This is a genomic window from Chloroflexota bacterium (assembly GCA_016887485.1).
In the GTDB taxonomy this organism is placed as follows: Bacteria; Chloroflexota; Anaerolineae; order Anaerolineales; family Anaerolineaceae; genus Brevifilum.
In genome coordinates this window covers 38,060-64,171 of record CP069395.1, presented here as the reverse complement: position 1 = coordinate 64,171, position 26,112 = coordinate 38,060, and the positions used below count along the sequence as shown (strand labels likewise).

The window sequence follows — 26,112 nt, the reverse complement described above, 5'->3', positions numbered from 1 at the left end:
AGTGACTTTGAATTGGGAGAAAGTCCATATTTTCATTAGCAGCACCTTCAATGACATGCACGCTGAAAGGGATTACCTTGTCAAGCGTGTTTTTCCGGAACTGAGCGATTGGTGTGAAGAACGCAAACTAAGATTGGTAGATGTCGATTTGCGTTGGGGGGTTACTGAAGAAGATGCCACTGCGAATGCCAATGTTGTCCAAACTTGTCTGAAACGTATAGATGATTGCCGCCCGTTTTTCCTCTGCTTCCTGGGGCAGCGCTATGGTTGGATCCCGAAAAGTTCAGATGTCTCCGAGGAGACTTTCTCGAATTTCCCCGGCCTAAATCGCAAAATGGAAAATGATACCTCTGTGACAGAGCTCGAGATTCTGCACGCCATCGTCAGACCTTTCATGAAGAATGGGGATGGTTCGGGCGGGATGGATCACAGTGAGCACACATTTTTCTACTTCCGGGATGATGATTATGTTGTTAACCTTCCAAAAGAGCCGAATCAATTAAAACGGATTTATTCAGATAATGAAGAAATCGATTCTGGCTATCGAGATTTCCTGCTTTCGAAAATGAGCACGCTAAAGGAAGAGATTATTCCCAACACGGGGCGGCCTATTCGCCATTATCAGGCCACCTGGGATAGTCAGAGTCTGACACCGGAAATTGCTATGCCTGTTTTGTGCCCAGCTTTGCTTGATGACAATATCGCACGCTGGCAAAGAGAGTGGATGAAAGCCCTCAATCTTAATGAACCCATTATGGGGAGGGAGCTGCCAGCGGATCTCCTGGCGGCTGGGAATGCATATAACCATAAGCTGACCGGTGGAAGACTCGGTGACTTCCGAGTGGGGGATGAGACTCTCCATGAGGTTGTCCTTAATGACCTCAAAGAGGCGATTGCGAAGCGCTTCCCTGAGCATATGGTGATTGGCGAGAAAACCGATCTCCAGCAGGAAATTGATCAGCACGAAGCATTCTTATTTATCAATAGTGAGGGTTTTATTGAACGGGGCCATGATTACGAGGCCCTTGATAATTATGTGAATGGGGAAAGTGACGATTTGCTGGTTGTTGCGGCTGAAGGCGGCATGGGCAAATCCATGCTTCTGGCAAAATGGGTTGACCGCTGCCGGAATCTGCCCAATAAAGATCAGGAAATCTCATACCATGTGCGGTTTATTGGCAAAAGCGATCGCTCCAATACATTATCAGGACTTTTATATTACCTGCTGCGAGAATTTCAGGAGGTTGCTGGCAAGATCCCACCGATTGAGATTCCCAAGGAGACGCAGGCCCTTCGAAGTTTTTGGCGCGAACAGTTATTGGAACTGGGTAAGCGTGGGAAGACAGTTATTGTCATTGATGCCTTGAATCAATTGGAACGAGGCTTGGGCGATTTATCCTGGCTGCCGATGTCCGGGCTGCCCAAAAATGTAAAAATAATTGTCAGTTTTCGCACTGGCGATCAGACGGCGAATGAATTGTTGGCAGGATTGAAAACGAACAATCATGTCACGATGGTGAGCGTCGAACCATTCAATAATCCGGAACACCGCCGCCAACTGGTTAGAACCTACCTTTCCCAATACCTAAAGGAGCTGGATCAGAATCATATCGAACAGCTTATTTCAATCAAAGGGGCAAATAACCCTTTGTTCTTGAAGGTTGTCCTTGCAGAGCTTCGGGTTTTTGGTGCCTTTCAGCAATTAAAGGACCGGATAGAAAGCGATTTTGGCGATACGCCGGTTTCAGCATTCAAGGCAGTGCTGCGACGGCTCGAACAGGACCCAAGTTATTCGATAATTGACCCGGAAAATGGGGTGCCCTTACTCTTTGGCCTCCTGCTGAATTCCAGGCAAGGCCTCTCTCCTGATGAATTGAGTGGCTTGTTTATCAGGAATATTCCCCAATCAGATTTGGATATGGGTCAAGTGAATGAAGCCGTTAATCTATTCATCAGGCAGGTCAAGCCTTATTTAGGGATGCGTGAGGGACGATATAATATTTTCTTTGAAAGCCTTGAGATCGGCGTTCGAGAGCGATATTGTTCAATAATACCCAATGAGGTCAAGGAAAATCGCCCCAAAAGAAAATGGCATAGCTTGCTTGCGGATTATTTCCTCGATCAGCCCCTTAATAAAGTTGACGGACAGACTAAATTCGCCAATGTTCGGAAATTAGTCGAGTTGCCTTACCAACAGGCCCATGCCAATGACTGGGATGGCCTGGAGAAGACTTTGACAGATTATGATTTCCTGCAAGTCAAGATTTGGGCATTTGGCCCCTATCTGCTGATTGAGGATTACGATGAAGCCGAAAGTTCGGGTTATGGCGGGAAGCTCTTGTCTCTGATAAAAGACGCCCTTCAACTCTCTGCGGGTGTTCTTATCGAAGATCCATATATGTTCCCTTCTCAAATGCTTGGGCGAATCCGTGAAAATGGAAAAGAAGAAATTAAAGCCCTCCTGGCAAAAGCCAGGCAGTCGAACATCGCCCCCTGGCTGCGGCCGATTTCCGTCAGCCTGACGCAACCCGGTGGACTGCTGAAGCGGACCTTTATTGGTCACAGGATGGCCGCGAAATCCCTGGTTATCACTCCGGATGGCCGGTATGTGATCTCAGGTTCTGAGGACCAGACCATTATCGTCTGGGACAGAATCAAGGGGATAAAGCAGGACACATTGGTGGGTCATACCGGTTCAGTCCAGTCATTGACCATTTCGCCGGATGGTCATTTGTTGATATCAGGTTCTTCTAATGGCGGTATTAGGGTTTGGGACCTGCAAAAAGGTTCCGAAATTCAGTACTTCGCTCCCCAAGGGTCGAATATCTTCGACAAGAATATTTACGCTCTCGCCGTCTCAAAGGATGGGCGTAAGGCGTATTCAGGGGGCGCATCGAACGAAATTCTGATATGGAATTTGGATAGGTTGACGCGGCATGGCACCCTGTCCCGGCCTGTTCTGGGGAAAAAGGGCAGACCTCATCAATCGGGGCATGATGATTGGGTCAGGGCGATGACGATAACGCCTAATGGGCAATATCTCATTTCAGGTTCAGATGATAAATCCCTGGGCGTATGGAATTTGCACAATTCTCAGCCCGAATTCTTGAAAGGGCACAAGGATTTAATCCTGGCAGTTGCCGTAACACCGGATGGCCGCAAGGTGGTTTCAAGCGACGTCAAAGGGGAAATTCGGGTCTGGGATTTGGCCAATGGCAAAACGATCCATAAGCTGACCGGGCATAACGGCATGGTCACAGCCCTGGCGGTAAGCAGGGACGGTCGGTTGGCATTTTCGGGTTCCAGAGACCGGACAATCAAGGTTTGGGATATTGAGCGTGGCGTTGAGGTCTATACCATTTCAGGGATTGCCGGCTCAATTGAAAGCCTTGCGGTGTCCCCGGATGGGGAAAGTCTGTTCTCCGCCTCCTCCAATGGACCTATTCAGGAATGGGATCTCACCCAGACATTTGATAAGCAGGATGCTGTCGCCCATTCGTTGACGGTCTGGGATGTTGGTATCTCTGCGGATAACAGGATAGCAGTTTCGGTTTCAGCCGATAAAACGTTAAAAGTGTGGAATCCGCAAGATGGAAATCTGCTTTCCACTATCCAAACCGATCACGAAGGGTCTATAGCCTGTGTGGCGATTTCTGAAGATGGACAACTGGCGGCCACCGGCGCAGGCGATTCCTTAATCAAGATCTGGGACTTACAACGCAAAAAGCAGATTGGCACATTAAGGGGGCACGATGGGATTATTTGGGATCTGAAATTTGTTCCCCATCGCAATCAAATCATCTCAGCATCTCATGATCATACGCTTCGGCTTTGGGATTTAAAACGTAAGAAATGTATTCTGATCTTGCCTGGCCATGGCGGACCGGTCGAAACCGTTACAGTGACGCCTAATGGCAGGTTAGCCATATCCGGATCGGCCGATGGTGAAATCAGGGCCTGGGATCTGGCGAAGAACCAGGGCCTGCCTGCCCTGTTTGCTGGCCTGGGCGGCGTGTTGTCATTGGCAGTTGCTCCGGATGGAAGAAAATTCGTCTCAGCCCACGAAAATGGAACAATAAAAGTCTGGAATATGGAGAAATTGTCCGACGTTCGAACTTTCTCCGGACACACTAAATCGGTTGAAAGTGTTATTGTGACGCCGGACAGTCAGAGTATTGTTTCATGCTCTTTGGATAGGACAATTCGGGTGTGGGATATCGAAAGTGGAACGATCGAAATGTCCTTTTATGGCGATAGTGAGTTGTTCTCTGAGAAGATTACCACTGATGGAAAAACTCTCGTCGCCGGTGAGAACCTGGGCCTGGTTCATTTTCTGCGTTTGGAATACCCGGATCTTGAAGAAATGCCATTTTATCTCATGCAGCAATCGGGGAGCAAGAAAGACAGCCAAGTGGGCAGGATCTTATTCTCCGAAGCTGAACTGGACGCCTTTGAAGAGTTGCTGATCTTAGTATTTATGTTTTTGGCTGAATCAAAATCGCAGATATCCCGGCGTGAATTGGCTGACTTTAATATACATTGGGCGCAAAATCAAAAAATGAAAGATTCGATCTTTACTAAGGTTCTCCCGGAGTTATTCAATAAAGGGCTTGATGAAAAGGTGGGTGAGCGGGGAGGCCTAGGTCAGGTTGGCGGCTTGCCAATCCCAACACCTAACGCAGGGAATAAACTGCTCTATCCAGCGATAAAGTTCCGGGCATTCTTGCGAGCAAAGCTATCAGAGGATGAATATCGAAAATTCTTCACATCCTTCTTTGCCTGGTGTGATGCCATTGCGCGGGCCATCGCTGGGAGATATCGTGGAATTGGCGAGGTGAGTAAGGCTGAAAACTCAGTACGAGCTCTAAATGCCGCGTTCCCGGTGGATTCTGATCTGCAGATCAGTGCTGAGGAATTGGAAAATCTTTCTGTAATGTTTAAGAAATAATTGATTCTTATCCGTCAAGGAGGCAGGAACTCATATTAAGAATATTCTCTTGATCACCCATTAAGGCATGTAAAGAGGAGTGTTGAAATGCAAAAATCTGATGGCATGATTGAAAAAGTAGCAAAGTGGCATGAGACAGGAGATTTGAATGGCCTGATAAAGGCCTCAAAATACCATAGCAAACCGCCAAACGGTGGGGATATGGTGATTCGTCTAACGGCGATTATGGGCTTGGGGAAAATTGGCAATAACAGGGCAATCAAGGCCCTAAAGGCCGCATTGAAGGACGATGAGGGTACCGTCCGATTTGCCTCGGCTCATGAGCTGGTCAAACTCAGGGTCCCAAATATTATGGAAACACTGCAGAAGACATTTTCACGTGATGAATACCTGCGATGTTTGGCCTATATCAAGATGGTAGAAGAAGGTAAATGATTTAAAAGTTTAGCGCATGTTCCATACAAACCTCAGAGTACTCTACCGCAAAGAGGCATGGAGCCGTAACACTTCAAGTCAGTCCCAGGGGAATTCAGTTAATTAAATAGTTGTTCCTCTCCTCACGAAGAACTTGGGTACTGAGGTGTATTTGTCTTTGCGTGCTTTTTTCTAGTGGGGTAATCAAATCATCGAGTGGGTGTATAATGGTGGGAAGTCTCTAAACAGTTCGTATAGCCGTTAATAACAAAGTTGAAATTGGTCATGAAAGGGGACAGGATGGTTCGTAAAGCAACATTACTGACCGTAATACTGATGACATTTTTGGTCGGTTGCACCGCTGCCACCCAGACTGAGGTGGCTGAAACGGCAACATCAACCGAGGCACCAGCCTTATCCACTCAACCCCAACTGACAATTTTACCCACGCTGACCATTCAGGAGCGGGTCACGCTCACACCTGGAACGGGCGGCGCGCTGACGATTGAGGAACATCCTTTAACTCAGCGTGAGGATATTGATGTGGTCTGGGCCGAATATGAGGATGCCGAATGGACTGAACCCCAATCCGTTCCTCACCGGGTCACCATTGGTGATGACGTCTATTCTTTCAAAGAAGAGCATATTTTGTTGAACACTGATCCTGATGGGATGACGGAGTATCAGGTTGACGTCAGGCTTTACAAAAATGATGAGCTTTTCATGACCATTACCCTGGGAGATAATGGCCCCTTGCCGGCCGTCTGGGGTTTCGTGGCCACTGAGGATTCCTGGTATCTGGAAATCAACCGGGGGGAGCGAATTGACCGTGGAGATGGATCTATTGAAGCTACCAATTTGGGTGACATTATCAAGAATGGCGAATCGCTGAACGAGCTGGAGGGCTATCAACAATCCTTTGGTTTTCACATTTTATCCGGCAAGCCGTTTTATTTCTTCATTCGGGATGACGCGCTTGGCTATTCATATGATGGCGTCGAATATCCCCTGGACTATGACAGGATATCAAATCACGCCTGCTGTAGCAGCGGCCTGGCTAATCCGCATGGTCTGGAGGATCGGATGGTCTTTTTCGCCAATCGTGGCGATCAGCGATACTTGGTGATCGTCGGGGATTTTTGATTAACGAAAATTGTTATGTAGGGTGCGCTCCGTAGTTGAGCGCACCAACCAAAAAGGTGCGCATAAAAGAGATGCACACCAACCAAAAAAGATCTGGTGTTAAGCGCATCCGGTGATCATTGGGATCATTACATACCAGTTGATAGTCCGCGAAATTCTTCGTAAAGGAGAAAAATGAATAATCGACTAAGAAAAGCCTTTCTTGCACTCCTATTCGTCTTGATGATTGCTTCTTGTCAGACTACGCCAATTGATCAGGTTCCTTCCAAAGTGGATACTGGAACAGAATATTCTCCATCTGAAACGGAAGCTCCTGATCAAACGGAGGAAATTGCTGAGACTGCCACCGAAATGCCTGTGTTGGAAGAAACGGAAGAGCTGAGCTTCATGGAGCAGGGTAGAGCCATGGCGAATGGAACCATCGCTGACCTTCCACTCTGCCAGGCATCCATGGAGGTCCTCTCAAGCATTGATATCTCGAAAGTTGGTATAGATGGTGAAAATTCCTGGCGGCCGCATTTTAATGACACTTATGACAGGCTAGTCATTAGTGAACAGCGTGAAGGTTACACCCGGATCACGATTTTGGATAAGACGCTTGGCGATCAATGGGAGATAGTTTATGCGAGTGATTTTACTGAACTGAGATCTTATCAGGTTGAATTATCGCCGTCAGGGAAATATATCGCGCTGATCTATCCAACATTCGTTTCGTTATTTGATGTCGATTTGCAACAAATTGTTGGCAAAATGACGCCGCATAGTCAAACCATAAGATGGTCGTGGGACGAGAGTACGATTGCCGTTCCATTACCACGTGGAATATGCGATCCCTCTTTTGAATATGCTGGCGAGCCGCCACAGATTATATTATTTAAGTTGTATTCCGTTCCGTCATTGGAATATTTGGGCTCTGTGACAGTCCCCGATGAATCAGTCTGGTTTTTGAGAAACCTATGGTGGGTTCCAGACGAAAATGATCCGGATCGTTATTTATTACAGATGCTTCAGAGAATGCTTCTCTATGAAGATGGAGCATTTACTGAGGTTGAAGGTTTAGATGTAGACTTGTTTTCAATTATTCTTGTTGAATGGATTGACGAAAATTATTATTTATCAAGTTACTATCTAAGTGAGCATGATTATTCAGGTGAGCGTGAAAAATATTATTTAGTTGAATTGGGTTTATTCAATAGAAGTCAACAGCTTGATGAATATATCCTATTTATGGATGAATCGATTGAAGGACTTGATCGATACATTGATATTGAATACAATCCGCAAACAGGGGGAGTAGTGGCAGACCCTTTGTCTCTAAATACCATGTTGCATTTTGATATTATCAATCAGTCGCTTAAAAATCCTTGTGTTGCTTACCTGGACCAAATCATGGATGATTCTGGTATAGAAGCCGATGAAGATTTTTACCTCGACATGATTTCTGAGAATGTGGGTTTTTCATTTGACGAAGTACAAATCATTTTCTATCAAATCAATTGGGAATAAAACCATGTAGGGTGCGCTCCGGATTTGAGCGCTCCACAAAAAAGGTGCGCATAAAAGAGATGCGCACCCTACGAAAATAATGTAAGATCCACACAATGAAGGGGTTGTCCATTAATGTCTGAATATCGCCGCATTTACATTAAGGGTGGAACATATTTCTTCACGTTGGTGACTTTCCAAAGGTATAAGATTTTCAGCAATCCTGAGAATCGATCATTATTATTGGACACAATAATGCACGTAAGGACTTTTCATCCATTTACAATGGTGGCTTATTGTATTCTCCCGGATCACATTCACCTAATTTGGACCCTGCTAGAGAGTGATCATGATTACTCTTTGCGGGTTGGGTTAATCAAGGCGAGATTTACAAAACAATATCGTCTTAACGGTGGGCAGCCAGGACCTCCAGATATCTCACGCACCAAACGTCGTGAAGCTGCTATCTGGCAACGTCGATTTTGGGAGCATTTAATCCGTGATGAACAGGATCTGGAACGTCATATTAATTACATTCATTACAACCCAATCAAACACGGGCTGGTGGAAAATTTGGATGATTGGCCGGATTCGAGTTTCCATGAGTATGTAAAATCAGGAATTTATGATGATAGTTGGGGCTGGGATGATCAACGAAATGAGAATAAGTACAATTTTGGAGAGTAATCAGTAGGGTGTGCTCCGAAGTTGAGCGCACCGAATAAATAATGGTGCGCATATGAGCGATGCGCACCCTACGAAAATTGTTTCGGGATATTTCCTGATCTTAAGTACATATGACGATGAACCAAGTTGAATCTTCTGCCAAATAAATTAATTGTAGGGTGCACTCCGTAGTTGAGCGCACCGAATAATAATGGTGCGCATAAAAGAGTTGCGCACCCTACGAAAAATTGTTTCGGGATATTTCTTGATTTTAAGTACATCAGATGATGAACCAAGTTCAATCTTCTGCCAAATAATGCAATTGTAGGGTGCGCTCCGTAGTTGAGCGCACCACCAAAAAAGTGCTCATAAGAGCGATGCGCACCCTACAGTTGATATGCCTAAATTAAATTGAATCTCGCGCGGTTCCCCGTTATAATTACCGATTGAACTACCAATATCCCACCGGTTAGCCCTCTCACCATCACACCAACCCACACGGCGAACCGGCCCAAAGCGCTAATATGTCCATTCGCAACCTCATCATCCTCAGCCAGATCAACCCGCCTGCCCAGCGCAGCCGGGTTTTGGTGCGTGAGCGCATCAACCAGCGGCTGGAAGGGATGTTGCATTACCCCCTGACCATCCTGGAGGCCGGTACCGGTTACGGCAAGAGCACCGCAATCCTTTCTTTCCTGCGGGAGAAGGACCTGCCGATCTATTGGTTCACTCTCTCCGGCACGGACCGTGACCCCAAGCTCTTCCTGGCGAAGCTGTTCACTGCGTTCAACCAGCGTGGTTCGCAGATCGGTGAGGAAGCGCTGCGGATCCTCGATATGCCGGATTCCACCCAGCAGGAAGCAATGATCGCCTTCCTGAACGCGCTGGCTGTTCACCTGACCGAGGATGCCCTGTTCATTCTGGATGATTTCCACCGGATGGTGAATGTACCCGAGGTGATGGGCTTCATTGACTGGATGGTCGAGAACCTGCCGCCAAAGCTGCATGTGGTCATCGCCACGCGTCACACGCTCGAATTCCCCTCGATGAACAAATGGCGGGTCAAGGGCGAGCTGTTGGAGATCAGCAAGGATGAGTTGACCTTCACCGGGGAGGAGATCGGCCAACTTTTTGCCAGTCAATACGATATCCAACTTGATGAGGAGACGATCACTCAACTGCTCCAGAAAACGGAGGGTTGGGCGATTGGGCTGCAGATGGTTTGGCAGACGCTCCAGAATAACCCCGGGATGACCATCCAACAGGTGCTGGAAGATGACCGGCAATCCCGCACGGCCTTATTTGATTACCTGGCTGAGGAAGTGCTGGCAGGGCAGACCCCCGAACGGCAGGACTTCCTCCTGGCGACTTCAATCCTCTCCAAACTGGATAGCAGCACCTGTGACTTCCTGCTGATGATCGATACCAGCGATAAGATCCTGATGGACCTGCACAGCAGCGGCCTGTTCATCGAGGAACTGCGCCCTGGTGTTTATCGCTATCATCAAATATTCCGCGAATTCCTGCTCAACCGGCTTCAACAGGACACCCGGCGGGTGGTGGACCTGCACCGCAAGATCGCCAGCTATTTCTATGCTCATGAGTATTGGGAAGAGGCGATGAACCACCTCCTGCTGGCCAGTGACTATCACCAGATCAATCAGATTCTGGAAAGCATTGGCAAGAAGATGGTTCGGGATGGCCGGCATGAATCGATCAATTACTGGATCACGCAGGTCCCGGCCAGCATCCGCAGGAACTACCCTTATATGGTCTTTCTGTTGGCTGAGGTCAACCGCTATCTCGGGCATTTTGAGGAAGCACTGGAATACTATCATGCGGCTGAGCGCATCTATCGCAAACGGGACAACCACCTGGGCGTTTCGCAGGCACTGACGGGACAGGCCCGGGTCTTCTTGGATACGATCCGGCCTAATAATGCCAACCAACTGCTGCAGGATGCCCTCAAGCTGCTGGACCCGGTGGAGATGAAGGAGGAAGTGGCGGATCTGTTGGTGCTGACTGCGGAAAATCAGCTAAACCTCGGGCTGCCGGATAGTGCTGAATCTCTGTTGAAGCAAGCCAGCCAGCTCCGGCCGGTCCTTGATAAAGAAACTGACCTGATCCAGGCTCGCATCTTGCTGCGGACTGGACGCCTGCAGGATGGGATCGACTTGCTGCAAGATCGTGAAGCGAATAACCCCGGCGTGGTCCCGCCATCCCGACCGCAGCGCTTTCACCGTGAGAGCACCTTGCTGCTGTCGCTCTTCTATGCCATCACCGGCGAAATTGAAAAAGCTGACCGCTATGCCCGTTTGGGCATTGAACTGGGCAAGCTGCTGCAATCCACTTTTGTGCAATCCGTGGGCTATATGCGCCTGGGACATGCCGTCTTGCTTTATGCCCAGCATCCCTTCAACGAGGACGGGCTGGAACAGGCGATGAAGTTGTATCAGGAGGCGATCGACAGGGTGGATGTGACCCGGATCCATGTCGAGCCTTTATGGGGCATGTGCCGTGCGCTGGGTTACTCGCATCACATCCAGCAGGCCGAACAAATGGCGCTTGAATCGTTGGAGATCGCCAAGAAAGCCGGTGACGAGTGGATCAGCATTCTGATCCAGCTCTCACTGGGCGCCGGCGAGGTGTTGACCGGTAACTACGAAGCTGCTCAACAATATCTGACCACAGCGGAAACCTTGTCGATCAAGGTCGGCGACCCCTTCGCCCTCAGTGCGGCACGGATGTGGCTGGCGTTGCGGGCCTGGCAGCAGGGTTATCAGAACACGGCTTTTGGCTATCTGGAGAAGATGCTGCCGATTGTGCAGGAACATGGTTATGAATTCCTGCTGACCCGGGAGAGCCTTATGGGCCTCAAGGATCGCGAAATGATCTACCCCTTGCTGCTGGCAGCGGCGGAGAACAACATTGAACAGCCTTTCATTGCCAAATTGCTCAAAGCACGCGGGCTGGAACCCGAAACCTACCATCCGGGATATTCGCTTTGGGTGCAGACCTTCGGCGGTTTCAAGGTCTGGCGGGGTGACCAGCCTGTCGACCCGGAGGAGTGGAAGCGGGAGAAAGCCCGGTTATTGTTCCAGCTTTTGGTGGGTCACCGTGATAAATGGCTGCACCGAGATCAGATCATCTCGATGCTCTGGCCCGATACGCCGCTGGAAAACGCCAATAACTACCTGAAAGTGATCCTCAATACCCTCAACCAGGTGCTGGAACCTGACCGGCCGCGGGGTGAGACGGCTTTCTTTGTCGAGCGCCGCCAGGAGCTCTACCGGCTGAACCCCCGGGCGCGGGTCATGGTGGATGCGGAACTATTCACTCAGCAGATCGGGGATGGCTCGCTGCCGGCTTTGGAGAGTGCCGTCAACCTCTATCGGGGACGGTACTTTGATGGGTGTTACGCCCAGGAATGGCTGATGATCGATGTGCAGTACTTCCACCAGCAGTTTCTGCTGGCTGCGGAGCGGCTGACCGCTCAATTGCTGGATGAGGGGGATTATGAACGAGCGCTGGAAGTGACCTATAAGACCCTGGGGGAGGACCCACTTTGGGAATCGGCTTACCGCGCCCAGATGACCATCTTCCACAAGATGGGACGGAGTTCGATGGTCCGGGAAGTGTATAAGCAGTGTCAGGACGTCTTCCGCCAGCAGATGGACAGTGACGTCTCACCCGCGACGGTGGAGCTGTATGAGGGGCTGATCGGCGAGGGGTAAGAGGTTTAGGGGGTTCACTCACTACTCGCAAACCACATCAAGAAATTCAATCCACCTTGTATATTCTTCATCGTGGACTGCGATGAGATGGTTTTTAAAAAACGGATACCATCCCAAATAAAAGGGATCACCAATTCTTTGTGTTTCGCCGGTTATTAAATTATACAGACCGGATTGTCTCCTCCCATCTTCACCTTGAAAATTGTAGGGTATGCAATGCCCAATTAACTTTGTCTTTTGCCCAAAAAGTGCATCTTCCTCCAGAAAAGTCGTTTCTGTCCAGGTTTCTGTGTCAAGAAAGATAAACTTACCATAGTCAGTTTTGATCAAGACTAATTTTCTCTCAGGATCATAATCAACAATATCATCATATCCAATCGCACTATAAACTACTACCGATTCCCCTGAACTTCCATAGACAATTCGCATTTCGGAATAAGAAGTTCCCTGCAATAGAGTTGGATAATAACCCATTATTAAGTAGTTGGTTCCTTCATAAGGAAGAATCCTTTGTATAAAGAATCCTTCAGGGAAGATGTATTTTAATGTTTGATTTGTTTGAAAAGTAATAACAAAGAAATCGGTGGACCCCCTAAGAATTATATGGTTGTTATCCTGGCTTAAAATGAATGAATTTCCATAAGTATCCTCTGGATAGGGGACTACATAGTTAACGTAATTTGATTCATCAATGGATTTTACGATAAGTAGGGACGTGTCTAGACGAAGGCCCCTTGTGGGAGAAATTCTCATAAATAATGTTGATCCATCCGACGACCAGCTATCCATACTAATATCATATATCTCAGCCTTTTCCTGGAGGTTAAGTGGGATATCCACTTGCTGATTATCCAAAAAATCATAGATAGAATAGGTGGAGAATTCCCCATCAGATAAAATAAATTGAAGGGCAAGGTATCTGCCATCCGGCGAGAGAAAGTCATCAGCATAATATGGACGTGTCGCTGCTGATGGCATGGTATTGTCATAATACTCATAAATTTCGTTGAGAATTTGCAGGTATTTTTCCGGTGTCCCGTCAGCGGGTTCATCCGTCGCGGTCGGGGTGGGGGTTGGGGCCAGGGTTGGGGTGTGAGTGGGTTCCGGGGTTGCCGTGTTGATTTCAACCGTGGCCGTTGGTTGAGCTTCTCTTTCAGTCGCAATCTGAGTTTGTATAACCTCAGTACAACCTGAGAGAAAAACCAGAGAAAATAGGACTGTAGCGAAGAACTTTGTGGTCTGTTTGTTCATCAATCCCTCCATTCACACAATTGTACACCATTCATGAAATTCGTAAATTCCCTAAATTCCCTCACTTTTGTTACCGCCCCGTAACCGTTTTGTAATCTCATCTTGCTATACTTCAGTTGGAAAAGAGCCCCTTGCGTTAATTTTTTCCGCGCAATGGATAACAATTTTATACCAAACAGGAGATTCTCAATGCGTTTAAAGGACAAAGTGTGTCTGATCACGGGTGGTGCCGCGGGGATTGGTAAGGCCACCGCAATTAAATTCGCTAATGAAGGCGCGAAGGTTGTGCTTTGCGATGTGGACCCCGAAGCCGGCGAAGCCCTTGCCAAGGAACTTGGTAACGGTGCGGTTTTCTATAAGGTCGATGTGACCGATCGGGATGCCGTCCAGGAGTGGGTTGACGATGTTATTGACAATTTCGGCCGGGTCGATGTGCTGGTCAATAACGCCGGGATCACTCGGGACGGTCTTTTTGTTAAGTATAAGAACGGCGAAGTGGTCAGCCAGATGTCGGAAGATGCTTTCGATCTGGTGATCAAAGTGAACCTCAAAGGCGTTTTCAACTGCGCTCAGGCCGTGACACCCCAGATGATCAAACAGGGCGGCGGTGTGATCCTCAACGCTTCCTCCATCGTGGGCCTCTATGGCAACTTCGGCCAGACCAACTATGCCGCCACCAAGTTCGGTGTGATCGGCATGACCAAGACCTGGTCCCGTGAGTTGGGACGCTATAATATCCGGGTGAACGCAGTTTGCCCCGGTTTCATCCTGACCGAAATGGTTCAGAAGATGCCCGAGAAGATCCTCGAAGGTTTGGCTGCCAAGACACCTCTGGGCCGGATGGGCAAACCGGAAGAAATCGCCAACCTCTACAGCTGGCTGGCCAGCGACGAGGCTTCCTATATCAGCGGTACAGCCATCAGCATTGACGGCGGCATGGTACTGGGTACCTAATCCAACACTGCAGCGAACATCATCATTCATTTATTAGAAACGAGGTATTAGATGGAACGATATGCCAATATTATCGGTACCGGTCGTTACGTCCCGAAGAACGAAATCACGAATGCAACCTTTGCCGAATGGATGGGCGAGGTCAGCCCCAAGCTGGCGGATGTGGTCGGTAAGTTTGAAGAAAGCTCGAATATCAAGACTCGCTTCTATGCCGATGAGGGCATGGCCACTTCTGACCTGGCCGTTGAAGCGGCCAAGGCTGCTCTTGAAGATGCCGGGATCAAACCCGAAGATCTGGATCTGATCATCCTGGGCACTGACTCACCGGATTACATCACACCTGCCACCTCTGTGGTGGTGCAGGAAAAACTGGGCGCAAAGAATGCCGGCACATTTGATGTGGGCTGCGCCTGCGCCAGCTTCCCGACAGGGCTGTCCCTGGCCTCCGGTCTGATCGCTGCCAACGCGAACCTGAAATACGTTCTGGTGATCGGCGCCTATATGATGCACAAACTGGCCGATTACAAGCACGATGTGATGGCCTTTTTCTATGGTGATGGCGCTGGGGCGGCCGTTCTGGCACCCAGTGACAAACCAGGCTTCATTTCCTCCACCTTCTTTGCCGATGGTGCCTATTACAAGCACTGGGGCATTTATGCCGGCGGCACAGCAGAACCTGCCACGGTTGAGAACGTGCAGAGCGGCAAGTCCCAAGTGCACCTTGTGACGGCTTTCCCGCCAGAGGTTAATAATGAAGGCTGGCCGCAGCGAGTGCGTGAAGTGGCGAAAAACGGCGGTTTTGAAATCTCCGATATTGATTTTGTGATCTTCACCCAGGTTCGCCTTACCAGCATCAAGCTGGTGATGGATGAACTCGGTCTGCCGATTGAGAAAGCCCATTGGATCATGGATAAATGGGGCTACACCGGTTCCGCTTGTCTGCCGATGGCATTTGATGACGCCCGCAAGTTGGGCAAGATCAAATCCGGTGATCTGGTGGTCTTCATCGGTTCCGGTGTGGGCTACAACCAGGCTGGCGTCGCCATTCGAATGCCCTAAGAATTGGAGAAATAATTGTATGCCAACCACCAAGCGATTTATCGATAAATACCTGACGGCTGAAGAAGCCGTTCGGCTGGTCAAGCCACACCAGACAATTGGGGTCGGCATTGCAGGTTCCGAACCGGTGGGCCTTATGCGCGCTATGGCGGATTATGCCACGGAGCTGGAAGGCGTCCATTTTTGGACCTGCCTGCCCATGCGACCTTATGACATCTTCACCAAGCCTGAAATGGGCGGCCATATCTTTAATGAGAACTGGTTCTATAGCGCTACGGACCGCCAGGTGCACCCGGAAGGGCGGGTCTCCTATATTCCCAATAACCTGCACCGGGCAGCCACCGATAAGCTCTATGCCACCGGTGGTCACCTGGATGTCTTCATGGGGACGGCCACACCGCCTAATGAGGAAGGGTATATGTCCCTTTCGCTGGGCCTGATCGTCCAAAAAGACCTGCTTGAAGCGGCTGACCTAAAAATCCTGGAAGTGAATGAAAACCTGCCCTGGACCTATGGCGATACACTCGTCCATGTCTCCGAGGTGGATTATCTGGTAGAGAACAACGTCCCCCTGGTGGAACTGCCCGTTGTTGCCCCAACTGAAACCGAACAGCAGATCGGCGGCTTTATTGCTGATCTGATCGAAGATGGCTCAACGATCCAATTGGGGATCGGCGGCATTCCGAATGCGATCACCGCTTTCATTATGGAACGCAAAGACCTCGGTGTGCATACTGAGATGATCGTGGATGGTTTCGTGGACCTCTTAGAGGCCGGTGTGGTCACTAACGCAAAGAAAACACTGCACCCCGGCAAGATGATCGGCGCTTTCGCCTTGGGCAGTAAAAAACTCTATGATTTTCTTGATCACAACCCGGATGTCGAAATGTACCGGGGCCGTTATACCAATGACCCCTATGTGATCGCCAAGAATAACAAGATGATCAGCGTCAACACGGCACTGCAGGTTGATATCCTCGGCCAGGTCTGCTCCCAGAGCATCGGCACCCGCCAGTTCAGTGGGACCGGCGGCCAGCTGGATACTCACCGCGGCGCGCAGATGTCCGAAGGTGGGCGCGGCATCATTGCCCTGCGCTCGACAGCGAAGAACGGCAGCATTTCCACGATTGTTCCCACCCTGGCCCCCGGCGCCGGCGTGACTGTGCCCAGCCAGGATGTGGATACGATCATCACAGAGTTTGGCGTGGCAGAGTTGCGCGGCCGGTCAGTTCAGGATCGGATGGAAGCGTTGATCAGGGTGGCCCATCCCAATTTCCGGGATTGGATCCGTGATGAAGCTGACCGTTTGGGTATTGTCCCTAAAGCCCATTTCTTTGTGGGAGGTTTAGATGAGTGAACTGATTGGCAAGTGGGCCCAAAAAGAAGGCCAGCCCTTCGCAGGGCTCTGGTTTGAATTTCGTGAGGATGGCACTTTTGAGGCTCTATATGAACCAATGGGGATTAGCTCCGGCGGAACATATGAGACCGATGGCGGCCAGATCACAATGCAACAAAATGAACATACCCTCGGCATGCTTGGCGAGTTCAAGGGCTTGTTCCAGGTTGAAGGCTCTGAGTTGAAGATGGCGCTGGCCGCCGGTCCAGGTGAGGACCGCCCGGCAGACCTTTCAGAAGCTCGGGTTTACATCAAAGCATAAGTAGCGATAAGAGGATTTGAATGAGTAAATCAAAATGGTCCAGAGGCGTCGCAGTTGTTGGCGTCGGCATGAGCAAGTTCGGTGCATTTCCCAATAAGACCTCCCGCGATCTGGCGGTGGAAGCTTTCAAAGATCTGAAGAAAAGCATGAATAAGCCTTTGGATCCGAAGAAAATTGAAGCCTTCTATCTTGGGAATTTCAGCAGTGACCAGTTCGAAAAGCAGGCCCACTTTGCACCTATCCTGGCTAGCTGGTTAGGGCTTTCTCCCATCAGCGCCGTGCGGGTGGAAGATGCCTGTGCCAGTGGTGGTGTGGCGATTCGCCAGGCTGCTCTGGCTATTGCTTCCGGTGAATATGATGTCGTGCTGGTGGGCGGGCTGGAAAAGATGACCGACCTGCAGATCGCCGAGATCACCGAGGCCCTGGGCACCGCAGCAGACACCCAGTTTGAAATCCCGGCCGGTTTCACTTTCCCCGGTTTCTATGCCGCAATGGCAACCGCTTATATGCATGAATATGGCGCAGATCGCAATGCCTTTTTCGATGTCGCGATCAAGAATCACAAGAATGGCGCGCTAAATGACAAGGCGCAATTCGAACAAACGATTGAACAGATCATGGAAGCCAAGAAGGCCCGTGCGGTGAAGAAAGGCCGCCCGGAACCTACCTGGAAAACCGACCTCGAATTTCTTCAGGACCCGAAAGGCAATCCTAATATCGCCTGGCCGATGACCCTCTTTGATTGTTCACCGGTGTCCGATGGGGCGGCAATGATCTTGCTGGTCTCGGAAGACATTGCCAAAGCGTTCAGCGATTCACCTATCTATCTGATCGGCAGCGGGCAGGCCAGCGATGGGGCACTGCCGGAGCGGGAAACGCTTTCCGGCATCCCGGCAGCCGAAAAAGCCGGCAAACAGGCCTATGAGATGGCCGGTCTAACCTCTTATGACATTGACCTGGCTGAAGTGCATGACTGCTTTACAATAGCTGAGATCATGGCCAGTGAAGATTTGGGCTTCTTCCCCCGTGGTGAAGGTTGGAAAGCCGCCATGGACGGCAAGACTGCCCGCGATGGCGAACATCCGATCAATACTTCCGGCGGCCTGAAAGCCAAGGGACACCCAGTGGGTGCTTCCGGTGTGGCTCAGGTGGTTGAGGTCTGGAAACAGCTGCACGGGATTGCGGGCGAGCGACAACTGCCTGACAACCCCACCATTGGCCTGACCCATAACGTCGGCGGCTCCGGGCAAACCTGCGTCGTCAATATCTACGAGCGGAGAGACTGAGATGAGTGAATTTGCATTATTCAACAAAGAATTCTTCCGTGCCCTGGAAGCCGGCGAACTGATCGGTTCCAAATGCCTGGATTGTGGTGAGGTTTCCATTCCGCAACGGGAGATTTGTCCGGTTTGTTATTCCCACAAGATTGAAGTTGAGGCCTTCTCCGGTAAAGGGAAACTGGTGGCCTATACCGTCATCAGTGTTCCGCCGGTCAAGATGGCCGAAGCAGGTTATGACAGTAAGAACCCCTATTGTGTTGGTATCGTTGAATTGGCAGAAGGGCCCCGGATTTCAGCTCAGATCCTGGATGTCGACCTGACCCATCCTGAATTAATTGAAATTGGGATGGATTTGCAGATGACCACCATTCAGCGTGAAGAGGGTGGCGTTCAGAAAACCTATTTGGCTTTCAAACCTGCTTAATAGAAAGGGACTGACATGCCGAAGATTGGTGTGAGCGGGATTGAACTCTATTATGAGCTTTCCGGGCCGGAAGATGCCCCGGTGTTGGTGCTTTCCAATGGTGTGATGATGAGTACTGCCAGTTGGGCTTTCCAAAAGGCTGCCCTTGAACAGCACCTGCGGGTGCTGCTGTATGATTGCCGCGGTATGTGGCAATCCGACCATCCCGAAGAGGAATATTCAATGTCCCAACACGCTGATGACCTGGCGGGTCTACTTGATGCATTAGGGATTGAGAAAGCCCATATTGCCGGTATTTCATACGGAGCTGAAGTCAGCATGTCATTTGCGCTTCAATATCCTGAGAAGACACAGTCTTTGGTTGTGATCGATGGGGTCAGCGAAATCCATCCCCTATTGCGTGCCCAAACCATGCCGTGGCTGATGGCCGCTGAACAGCACGATGCTGAATGGCTGCTTAAAACATCCTATCATATGAATTTTGCACAGGATTGGATTAGAGTTAATCAGGCGTTCATCGATTCATCGGTGGATCGCTATGCCGCATTAGATATGGATGCCCTTGTTCGATTGATGAAATCATTCTACGCCCTGGACCTGACAGACCAGTTGAGTGCGATCACTGCGCCCACATTGGTTATTGCAGGAGAGGAAGATCTGATCAAGGGGCGTGAATATGCCGAGATTATTGCTGCCCAGATCCCTGGCAGTGAGTTTGTCATGGTCCCTGGTTCGGGCCATGCGCTCTGCCTGGAAAAGCCGGCGGTGTTAAATACGCTGCTGCTGGGTTTTGTTTATAAAAACTCAAAATAAGGAGGTGTTATATCCTCGATTCGAACGCTAGAACCAAACAAAATACCTGTTTTCTAACCTATTAGAAGGAGCAAAAAGGATGAAAAAAGCTAGTTTAACCGTATTGGCCATATTGGTCATCATTCCCATGGTTCTGTCAGCCTGCGCAACTCCGGCTGTCGAGACTACTGAACCTGTTGTGGATGAAACCGAAGTTGTCGCTACCGAAGAGGTAGTCGAGACTGAGGTTGTTCTAGAGCCCGTCAAAGTTGGCGTTATTGCTGACCTGACCGGTGCATTGGCCATCTATGGCGTCATGATCCCCCGTTCATTCATGCTGGGGATGGAATATGCCACAGGTGCTGCTGGTACCGCAGGCGATGTCTTCGATTTCGCTGCCACCCAGGAAAACACCTTCATGCTCGATGGCCGTGAGATTCAGGTCTATGTTCGAGATGACGCTGGTTCCCCTGAGAACACAACCGCCGTTGCGAACGAATTGATTGACGTTGTGGGTGTTGATTTCCTCGTTGGTTCAACCTCCTCATCCTGCACCGCTACTCTGCAGGAAATTGCCTTCGACAATCAAATTCCGTTGATCGTTGCCCCTGCTGCCGCTAATGACATCACCGGCAAAGACTTCAATGAATATACTTTCCGCACCAGCCGCAACAACTATCAGGACTCCATTAACGAATGTGCCGCGCTGACCGAAAATTATTCAACCTTCGTCACAATCGCGATTGACAACACCTTTGGTAAGGGTGCTGCTGAATCCTTCCGGGATGCCTGCACCCTGGATGGTGGTGAATTCGTAACTGATGATATTTACGCACCTGCAGATACGACTGACTTCACACCCTACATGGAAATTATCGCTGACACCGATGCCGAAGCCTATATTGTTGCTTGGGCAGGCTCAGGCTTCATTCCATTGGTCCAGGCTGCTGAGGATCAGGGTGTCAATGAAACCAAAGAATTGGGTACGACCTTCATCGACAATATCCTGATGCCTGTGTTCTACAGCAACGCCGTTGGCACCACCGCTGGCATTCTCTACCACTATTCCGCACCGGACAACGTCATCAATGACTTCCTCGTTGAGAATCTGTCCACCCGCTATGGTGTATATCCTGACCTCTTCGATGCCGATGCTATGAACGCCGCCATCATGGTTGTGGAAGCCCTCAAGGCCACCAATGGTGATACCGATGGCGCGACACTCGTTGCCGCTATGGAAGGTTTGAGCTTCGATGGTCCCAAGGGCCTGATCGAAATTCGCCCCGAAGATCATGTTGCCATTCAGGATATGTACATTCTGACCCTGGAAAATCTGACTGATCCGACCTTCAATTTCTATTCCTATGTGGGCACAACCCGCCCCGTGCCGCCATGCTTGCTCACCGGCGATAATGTTGCCCGCTGTGGTGACCTCCCCGTGGGGAGCCTCTCAGGCGAGTAATACCAACTTAGATTAATAAAAATGTCCCTAAGGGTTTTTGGCCCTTAGGGACAAAATTACATTATTATATTAGTAATTATCCTTTTTTATCACCAATAAAAGGCGAGACAATAACATGGCAGATGAATTTGCAATTGAAACCCAGCATTTGAGTAAGAATTTTGGCTCACTGGCTGCCGTAAATGATGTCAGCATTAAGATCAAGAAGAATAGTCTCCATGCCATCATCGGTCCCAACGGGGCTGGAAAAACCACGCTATTCAACCTCCTGAGCGGAACTTTGAAACCGACAGCAGGCAAGGTTTTTTATAAAGGCTTGGACCTGACACAACAGCCTGTCCACAGGATGATCCATCTCGGCATTGGGCGTTCCTTCCAAATCACGAATATTTTCCCCAACCTGACGGTTTATGAGAATATCCGCCTGGCATCTCAAGCGATGGAGCCGGGAAACTTCAGAATTGTTGAGGACGTGACCAAATTAGCAGATTGTGAACGGCGGACGCAGGAAGTGATCCAAAGGATGGGTCTGCAAAGTCAGGCGATGCTATTGGCTCGTACGCTCCCTCATGGCGATCAACGTAAACTTGAGCTGGGGATGATCTTGGCGCCGGACCCGGAGGTCCTCCTGCTGGATGAGCCCACGGCCGGTATGGCAGCTGAACAGGTGCCAGAATTGATCGCTCTGATCCAGGAGATTCAACTTGCGGGCGAGAAAACGGTCGTTCTTGTTGAACATAACATGAACGTGGTTATGAGCATCTCCGACATGATCACCGTGATGCACCTGGGCCAGGTCCTGGCGGAAGGCACCCCAGCAGAGATTGCCGCCAACAAAGAAGTACAGACGGCTTATCTTGGAGGCTTATATGACCTTGACCTTTAGCCAAGTCGCATCCCCATCGTTGACCGTTATCTGAGGTTCTTATGGAAAATATATTAGAAGTCCGAAACCTGCAAGCTTATATCAAACAGTATCACATTCTCCAGGGTGTTGATTTTGTCGTACCCAGAGGTTCAATCACCGTTTTATTGGGTCGTAACGGGGCAGGGAAGACAACCACATTAAAATCCATCCTGGGGTTGACCTCCGTCCGTGGAGGCCAGGTGGCTTTCAACGGCCGTGAAGTGAACGGGATGCCGCCTTATGACATTGCCTCATTGGGAATAGGTTTTGTCCCAGAGCACCGGGCTATTTTCAGTAATCTCACCGTAGAGGAGAACCTCAAGATAGCTGAGCGGGAAAAAGGGGATTATGACCGGAAGAAGGAATTCCTTTTTGAAACCTTCCCGGATTTGGAAAACTTCCTCTCCATCAGGGGCACCAGTCTTTCCGGCGGTCAGCAGCAGATGCTGGCAATCGCCCGGGCTTTGGTGGCGGATAACCAATTATTGCTGATTGATGAACCAAGTGAGGGCCTGGCCCCAGTGATCATTGAGCACATGATTGATGTTATCCAGAAGCTTTCCAAGGACAGCACGGTTCTGCTGGTTGAACAAAACTTCCTGGTCGCCAGTAAATTGGCTGAATACTTCGTGATTATTGAAGAAGGTCAGTCTGTTGAATCCGGCCGGATGAAAGACCTGGAACAGGACAAAGCGATGATCCAACGGTATCTGGGGGCAGCATAGGACATACTATGAATACTTTTATTAAGAAAAACTACAAGACTATCACCATCCTGTTTTTCATAGGACTGCTGCTCTTCCTGGCAGCTCGTGGCATGGACCCGCAGGATTTTGTTATCACCTCCCTGCGCAGCCTTTCAACAGGCTCGGTCACGTTCCTGGTCGCCGCCGGTTTTTCACTGATCTTTGGCCTGCTGGACGTGTTGAACCTCGCCCAAGGGACCTTGTATATGATCGGGGCTTATATCGGTTGGGTAGTGTATGTGCGCCCAGACACCTTCGTTGACCTGGTCACGCCAATTTTAATCGTGCTGGCGGGATTTTCCTTAAAGTCCCTCTGGGCCTTCCTGGCAAAGCAGATCAAGCTCGCGCAGAAAGGGACCAGGCTGCTCGCCTGGGGTCTGATCGTTGTCGGTGGTGGATTATTAGTTTTGGCCTTTTCGAAGTATCCTTTTGCAATTTGGAACCTCGATAATTACGCTCAAAGTCCGATCACATTTGCATTTATGGCTGATCAGGGCATGCGAGTGGCAACGGTTGAGGCTGTTTTTGAGGCTGTTTCACCAGTTCTACTGCTGATTGGATTGCTGTTTTCAAGTTCAATGATTGCTTTTGGGCTTTCGCTGCTTCAAAAGCGGGAAAATGTCTATGCCAACCTCTCATGGAAGAGCTTCATCGCATCTGGCGTGCTCGCCCTGATTGGTGTGTTGGCTTTGGTTTTCAACGCACCTCTTTCCAGTTGGCTTGTAGGGCTCAACACCAACCTGCTTTTCGTGATATCCATCATCGTGGCTGTGTTATGCGGTTTTGGTTTGGGAGCCCTGTTGGAAAGTACGCTGATCCGGCCTCTTTATAACCGCCCGATCTACCAATTGATGCTTACCATTGGTCTTGGAACGATTGGTATCGAGATCGTCCAGGCGATTTGGGGACGGCCGGAATTTGTATTCCCCAAGCCCGCCTTATTCCGCGGCACTGGGGATGGCTGCCCTGCCACCAGTTTATCCGGCTGGCTGGAGAACCACTGTTCGACGGTGTTGATACTCGGTGGTCGGGTGCGGGTCTATGATGAAATATTCATCCCAATTATCGGCATTTTAGTGCTGATTGGGGTTTGGATCCTATTGAAACGCACCCGGATTGGCATGATCATCCGGGCAGGCGTTCAGGATCGTGAAATGGTGGAAGCGCTGGGCATTAATGTGCGCCGGGTGTTCACGATGGTCTTTTCACTGGGTGTGGGGTTGGCAGCATTCGGCGGCGTGCTATCGGCGCCATCGGTGGGCCTTTCCACCGCAATGGGAGAGCGGTTACTGTTGAGCGCGTTGATTGCGCTGGCGATCGGCGGCCTAACCAGTTACCCAGGCGCGGCCCTCGGGTCCTTGCTGGTGGGTCTGATCCAGCAGTTCCTGATTAAGTATGGACAAATCGGGATTCCCATCCCATTCACAGACATCCTCTTCAAACCGTCACCTCCCATCATCCCGGCATCTACGGTCCTGCTAATGGTGATCGTTCTGTTGATCCTGCCCGGTGGTTTGTTAGGGAAGAAGGAATAGTTATGAAAAACACCAAGGCTTCATTTATTCGCAGACACGGTTCCGCCCTGATATTCCTTTTGGTTATGTTAGCGCTGCCGTTTATTGTTGGCCTTTTTGAAGGTTCCTCGCTGGGGATGGTTTGGTCCAATGAAGGCAGCATCTCCAAGTTTATCGAAGGGCTGGGAATTGAGATCTTCATCTACGGTTTGTTCGCCCTCAGTTATGATTTGCTCTTTGGCGTAACCGGCCTGCTCTCTTTTGGCCATTCGATGTTCTTTGCGGTTGCTGCCTATATCACAGGCATCACCCTGAAATTGACTGCACTGCCATTCTGGGCTGTAATCTTGTTTGTCATCTTAGCGGCGATCATCCAAGCGTTACTGTTCAGCGTGGTTCTATCCCGGGTCAAAGGCGTCACATTTACTTTGGTCAGCCTGGGCCTGGCATCCATGTTCCACATCATCGTCATGTCGAGTGATATGGTCAAATGGACGGGGGCGGATGTGGGCTTGCAAGGTGTCATTGTACCGGCATTCATGAACCCGGCAACGGAGCGGCTGCGATTCTATGCAATTGCAGCGGTACTGTTGGTGGCCATCTATCTCTTCTACCGGCGCTTTGTCGATTCGCCAACTGGGCGGGTCTGCGTTGCCATTCGTGAGAATGAAGCCCGCGCAAAAATGCTGGGTTTCAATACATCAACTTTCAAGTTTGTTGTGATGATCATTTCGTCCCTTACGGCATCAATGGCAGGTGTACTCCATGCCCTTTATCAGCCCATCATCAGCCCGAGTGTGGCTGATCTAAGCTTCACTGTGGTGGGGCTGTTGATGGTGTTGTTGGGTGGGGTGGGGACGCTCAGCGGTGCTGTCGTGGGCGCTTTTGTGCTCCGCCTGCTGGACTTCTCTCTGCGGCGGTTCATTGGTGAGAGTGCAAGCTTTATCACGGGTGCAATTTATGTTGTCTTCGTGATGTTCATCCCCTATGGGATCGTTGGCACCTGGCAGCTAAAGAAGAATGATATTAAAGCGGGGAGGGAGCGTTTGGTGAAGCTCTTCTTCCCACCCAAGGCGGATGCGGGTTAATATTAAGTGATTCGGTAGATAGAACTCCCTTTGAACTACATTTGTCAATCAAAGGGAGTTGTTAATTGGGAAGGGAATGTTATGAAAATTGGCGTAATCTACTATTCTTATTCCGGCCACACCGCGCTGGTCGTTGACCAGCTTGTAACGGATTTGAACGAGTCAGGAGCGGAGGTTTCCAAGATTGTTCTGGAACCCGAGAGCCCGCTTCAATTAAGTGCCATCACAGTGCCTCTCAAAGTCCAACCTGATGTGTCGGGTTTTGATGTCCTAATCCTGGGAACACCGGTTCACGGTGGCCGGATGTCGGCACCCATGCTGGCTTTTCTGGAAAAAATCCCGACACTGGAAGGGAAACAAGTGGCCTATTTATTGACTCATTTCTTCCCCCGCAAGTGGGGGGCAGCACAAACCATTGAGGTTATGAAAGGCCTGTGTTGGGAAAGAGGCGGAAAGATACTCGGTAGTGCGGATGTTACCTGGCTTAGTCTGAGGCGAAAGAAACGAATCCTCGGGGCGGTTGAGGACATCAAGACCTTGCTGACAGCGGAAAATTAATATAAATTCGCATAGCCATTTTCTTGGAT

The 26,112-nt window shown here is 49.8% G+C and carries 20 protein-coding genes; 19 read left to right on the top strand and 1 reads right to left on the bottom strand.

The genetic code is table 11. From position 1 onward, the window contains the following. Nucleotide 1: 1 nt before the first annotated feature. The 6 genes from JR338_12635 (at nt 2) to JR338_12610 (ending at nt 12,390) form a co-directional block, all read left to right on the top strand. On the top strand, nt 2-4,948 hold the full coding sequence (locus JR338_12635; GenBank protein QRN84575.1) for a DUF4062 domain-containing protein: 4,947 nt from the start codon (nt 2-4) through the stop codon (nt 4,946-4,948). 87 nt (nt 4,949-5,035) lie between these two features. Next, nucleotides 5,036-5,383 (top strand): HEAT repeat domain-containing protein, encoded by a 348-nt coding sequence (locus JR338_12630; protein QRN84574.1) that lies wholly within the window; start codon nt 5,036-5,038, stop codon nt 5,381-5,383. A 279-nt stretch (nt 5,384-5,662) separates the two neighbouring features. After that, nucleotides 5,663-6,505, top strand: coding sequence for a hypothetical protein (locus JR338_12625; protein ID QRN84573.1), 843 nt, complete (start codon nt 5,663-5,665; stop codon nt 6,503-6,505). Nucleotides 6,506-6,679: 174 nt separating this feature from the next. Next, nucleotides 6,680-8,011, top strand: a complete 1,332-nt coding sequence (locus tag JR338_12620) for a hypothetical protein (GenBank protein ID QRN84572.1) — start codon at nt 6,680-6,682, stop codon at nt 8,009-8,011. A gap of 114 nt (nt 8,012-8,125) precedes the next feature. Beyond that, nucleotides 8,126-8,677, top strand: a complete 552-nt coding sequence (locus JR338_12615; GenBank protein QRN84571.1) for a transposase — start codon at nt 8,126-8,128, stop codon at nt 8,675-8,677. A 503-nt stretch (nt 8,678-9,180) separates the two neighbouring features. Beyond that, entirely contained in the window at nt 9,181-12,390 is a 3,210-nt protein-coding gene (locus tag JR338_12610; GenBank protein ID QRN84570.1) for a tetratricopeptide repeat protein, read from the top strand. Between the two features lie 21 nt (nt 12,391-12,411). Here JR338_12610 and JR338_12605 read toward each other — a convergent pair whose 3' ends face one another. Beyond that, nucleotides 12,412-13,641 (bottom strand): hypothetical protein, encoded by a 1,230-nt coding sequence (locus tag JR338_12605; GenBank protein ID QRN84598.1) that lies wholly within the window; start codon nt 13,639-13,641, stop codon nt 12,412-12,414. Nucleotides 13,642-13,830: 189 nt separating this feature from the next. On the opposite strand from JR338_12605, the gene JR338_12600 reads away from it, so the two are divergent. The 13 genes from JR338_12600 (at nt 13,831) to JR338_12540 (ending at nt 26,083) form a co-directional block, all read left to right on the top strand. Further along, nucleotides 13,831-14,595, top strand: a complete 765-nt coding sequence (locus JR338_12600) for a beta-ketoacyl-ACP reductase (GenBank protein ID QRN84569.1) — start codon at nt 13,831-13,833, stop codon at nt 14,593-14,595. 51 nt (nt 14,596-14,646) lie between these two features. Beyond that, nucleotides 14,647-15,654, top strand: coding sequence for a ketoacyl-ACP synthase III (locus JR338_12595; protein ID QRN84568.1), 1,008 nt, complete (start codon nt 14,647-14,649; stop codon nt 15,652-15,654). Between the two features lie 19 nt (nt 15,655-15,673). Next, nucleotides 15,674-17,011: an acetyl-CoA hydrolase/transferase family protein gene (locus JR338_12590; GenBank protein ID QRN84567.1), complete on the top strand. Its 1,338-nt coding sequence runs from the start codon at nt 15,674-15,676 to the stop codon at nt 17,009-17,011. Beyond that, on the top strand, nt 17,004-17,312 hold the full coding sequence (locus JR338_12585; GenBank protein QRN84566.1) for a hypothetical protein: 309 nt from the start codon (nt 17,004-17,006) through the stop codon (nt 17,310-17,312). The genes JR338_12590 and JR338_12585 overlap by 8 nt, the downstream gene beginning before the upstream one ends. A 20-nt stretch (nt 17,313-17,332) precedes the next feature. Beyond that, a complete protein-coding gene (locus tag JR338_12580; GenBank protein QRN84565.1) occupies nt 17,333-18,598 on the top strand; it encodes a hypothetical protein in 1,266 nt (421 codons plus the stop codon). Between the two features lies 1 nt (nt 18,599). Continuing rightward, entirely contained in the window at nt 18,600-19,016 is a 417-nt protein-coding gene (locus tag JR338_12575) for a Zn-ribbon domain-containing OB-fold protein (GenBank protein QRN84564.1), read from the top strand. Between the two features lie 15 nt (nt 19,017-19,031). Then, nucleotides 19,032-19,829, top strand: a complete 798-nt coding sequence (locus JR338_12570; GenBank protein QRN84563.1) for an alpha/beta fold hydrolase — start codon at nt 19,032-19,034, stop codon at nt 19,827-19,829. Nucleotides 19,830-19,908: 79 nt separating this feature from the next. Then, nucleotides 19,909-21,270, top strand: coding sequence for a substrate-binding domain-containing protein (locus JR338_12565; GenBank protein QRN84562.1), 1,362 nt, complete (start codon nt 19,909-19,911; stop codon nt 21,268-21,270). Nucleotides 21,271-21,385: 115 nt separating this feature from the next. Continuing rightward, nucleotides 21,386-22,156, top strand: a complete 771-nt coding sequence (locus JR338_12560; protein QRN84561.1) for an ABC transporter ATP-binding protein — start codon at nt 21,386-21,388, stop codon at nt 22,154-22,156. 41 nt (nt 22,157-22,197) lie between these two features. Further along, on the top strand, nt 22,198-22,902 hold the full coding sequence (locus JR338_12555) for an ABC transporter ATP-binding protein (protein ID QRN84560.1): 705 nt from the start codon (nt 22,198-22,200) through the stop codon (nt 22,900-22,902). A gap of 8 nt (nt 22,903-22,910) precedes the next feature. Continuing rightward, complete coding sequence (locus JR338_12550) at nt 22,911-24,458, top strand: hypothetical protein (GenBank protein QRN84559.1); 1,548 nt, start codon at nt 22,911-22,913, stop codon at nt 24,456-24,458. Nucleotides 24,459-24,460: 2 nt separating this feature from the next. Beyond that, nucleotides 24,461-25,525, top strand: a complete 1,065-nt coding sequence (locus tag JR338_12545) for a branched-chain amino acid ABC transporter permease (GenBank protein ID QRN84558.1) — start codon at nt 24,461-24,463, stop codon at nt 25,523-25,525. Nucleotides 25,526-25,606: 81 nt separating this feature from the next. Further along, complete coding sequence (locus JR338_12540) at nt 25,607-26,083, top strand: flavodoxin family protein (protein ID QRN84557.1); 477 nt, start codon at nt 25,607-25,609, stop codon at nt 26,081-26,083. Nucleotides 26,084-26,112: the final 29 nt, after the last annotated feature.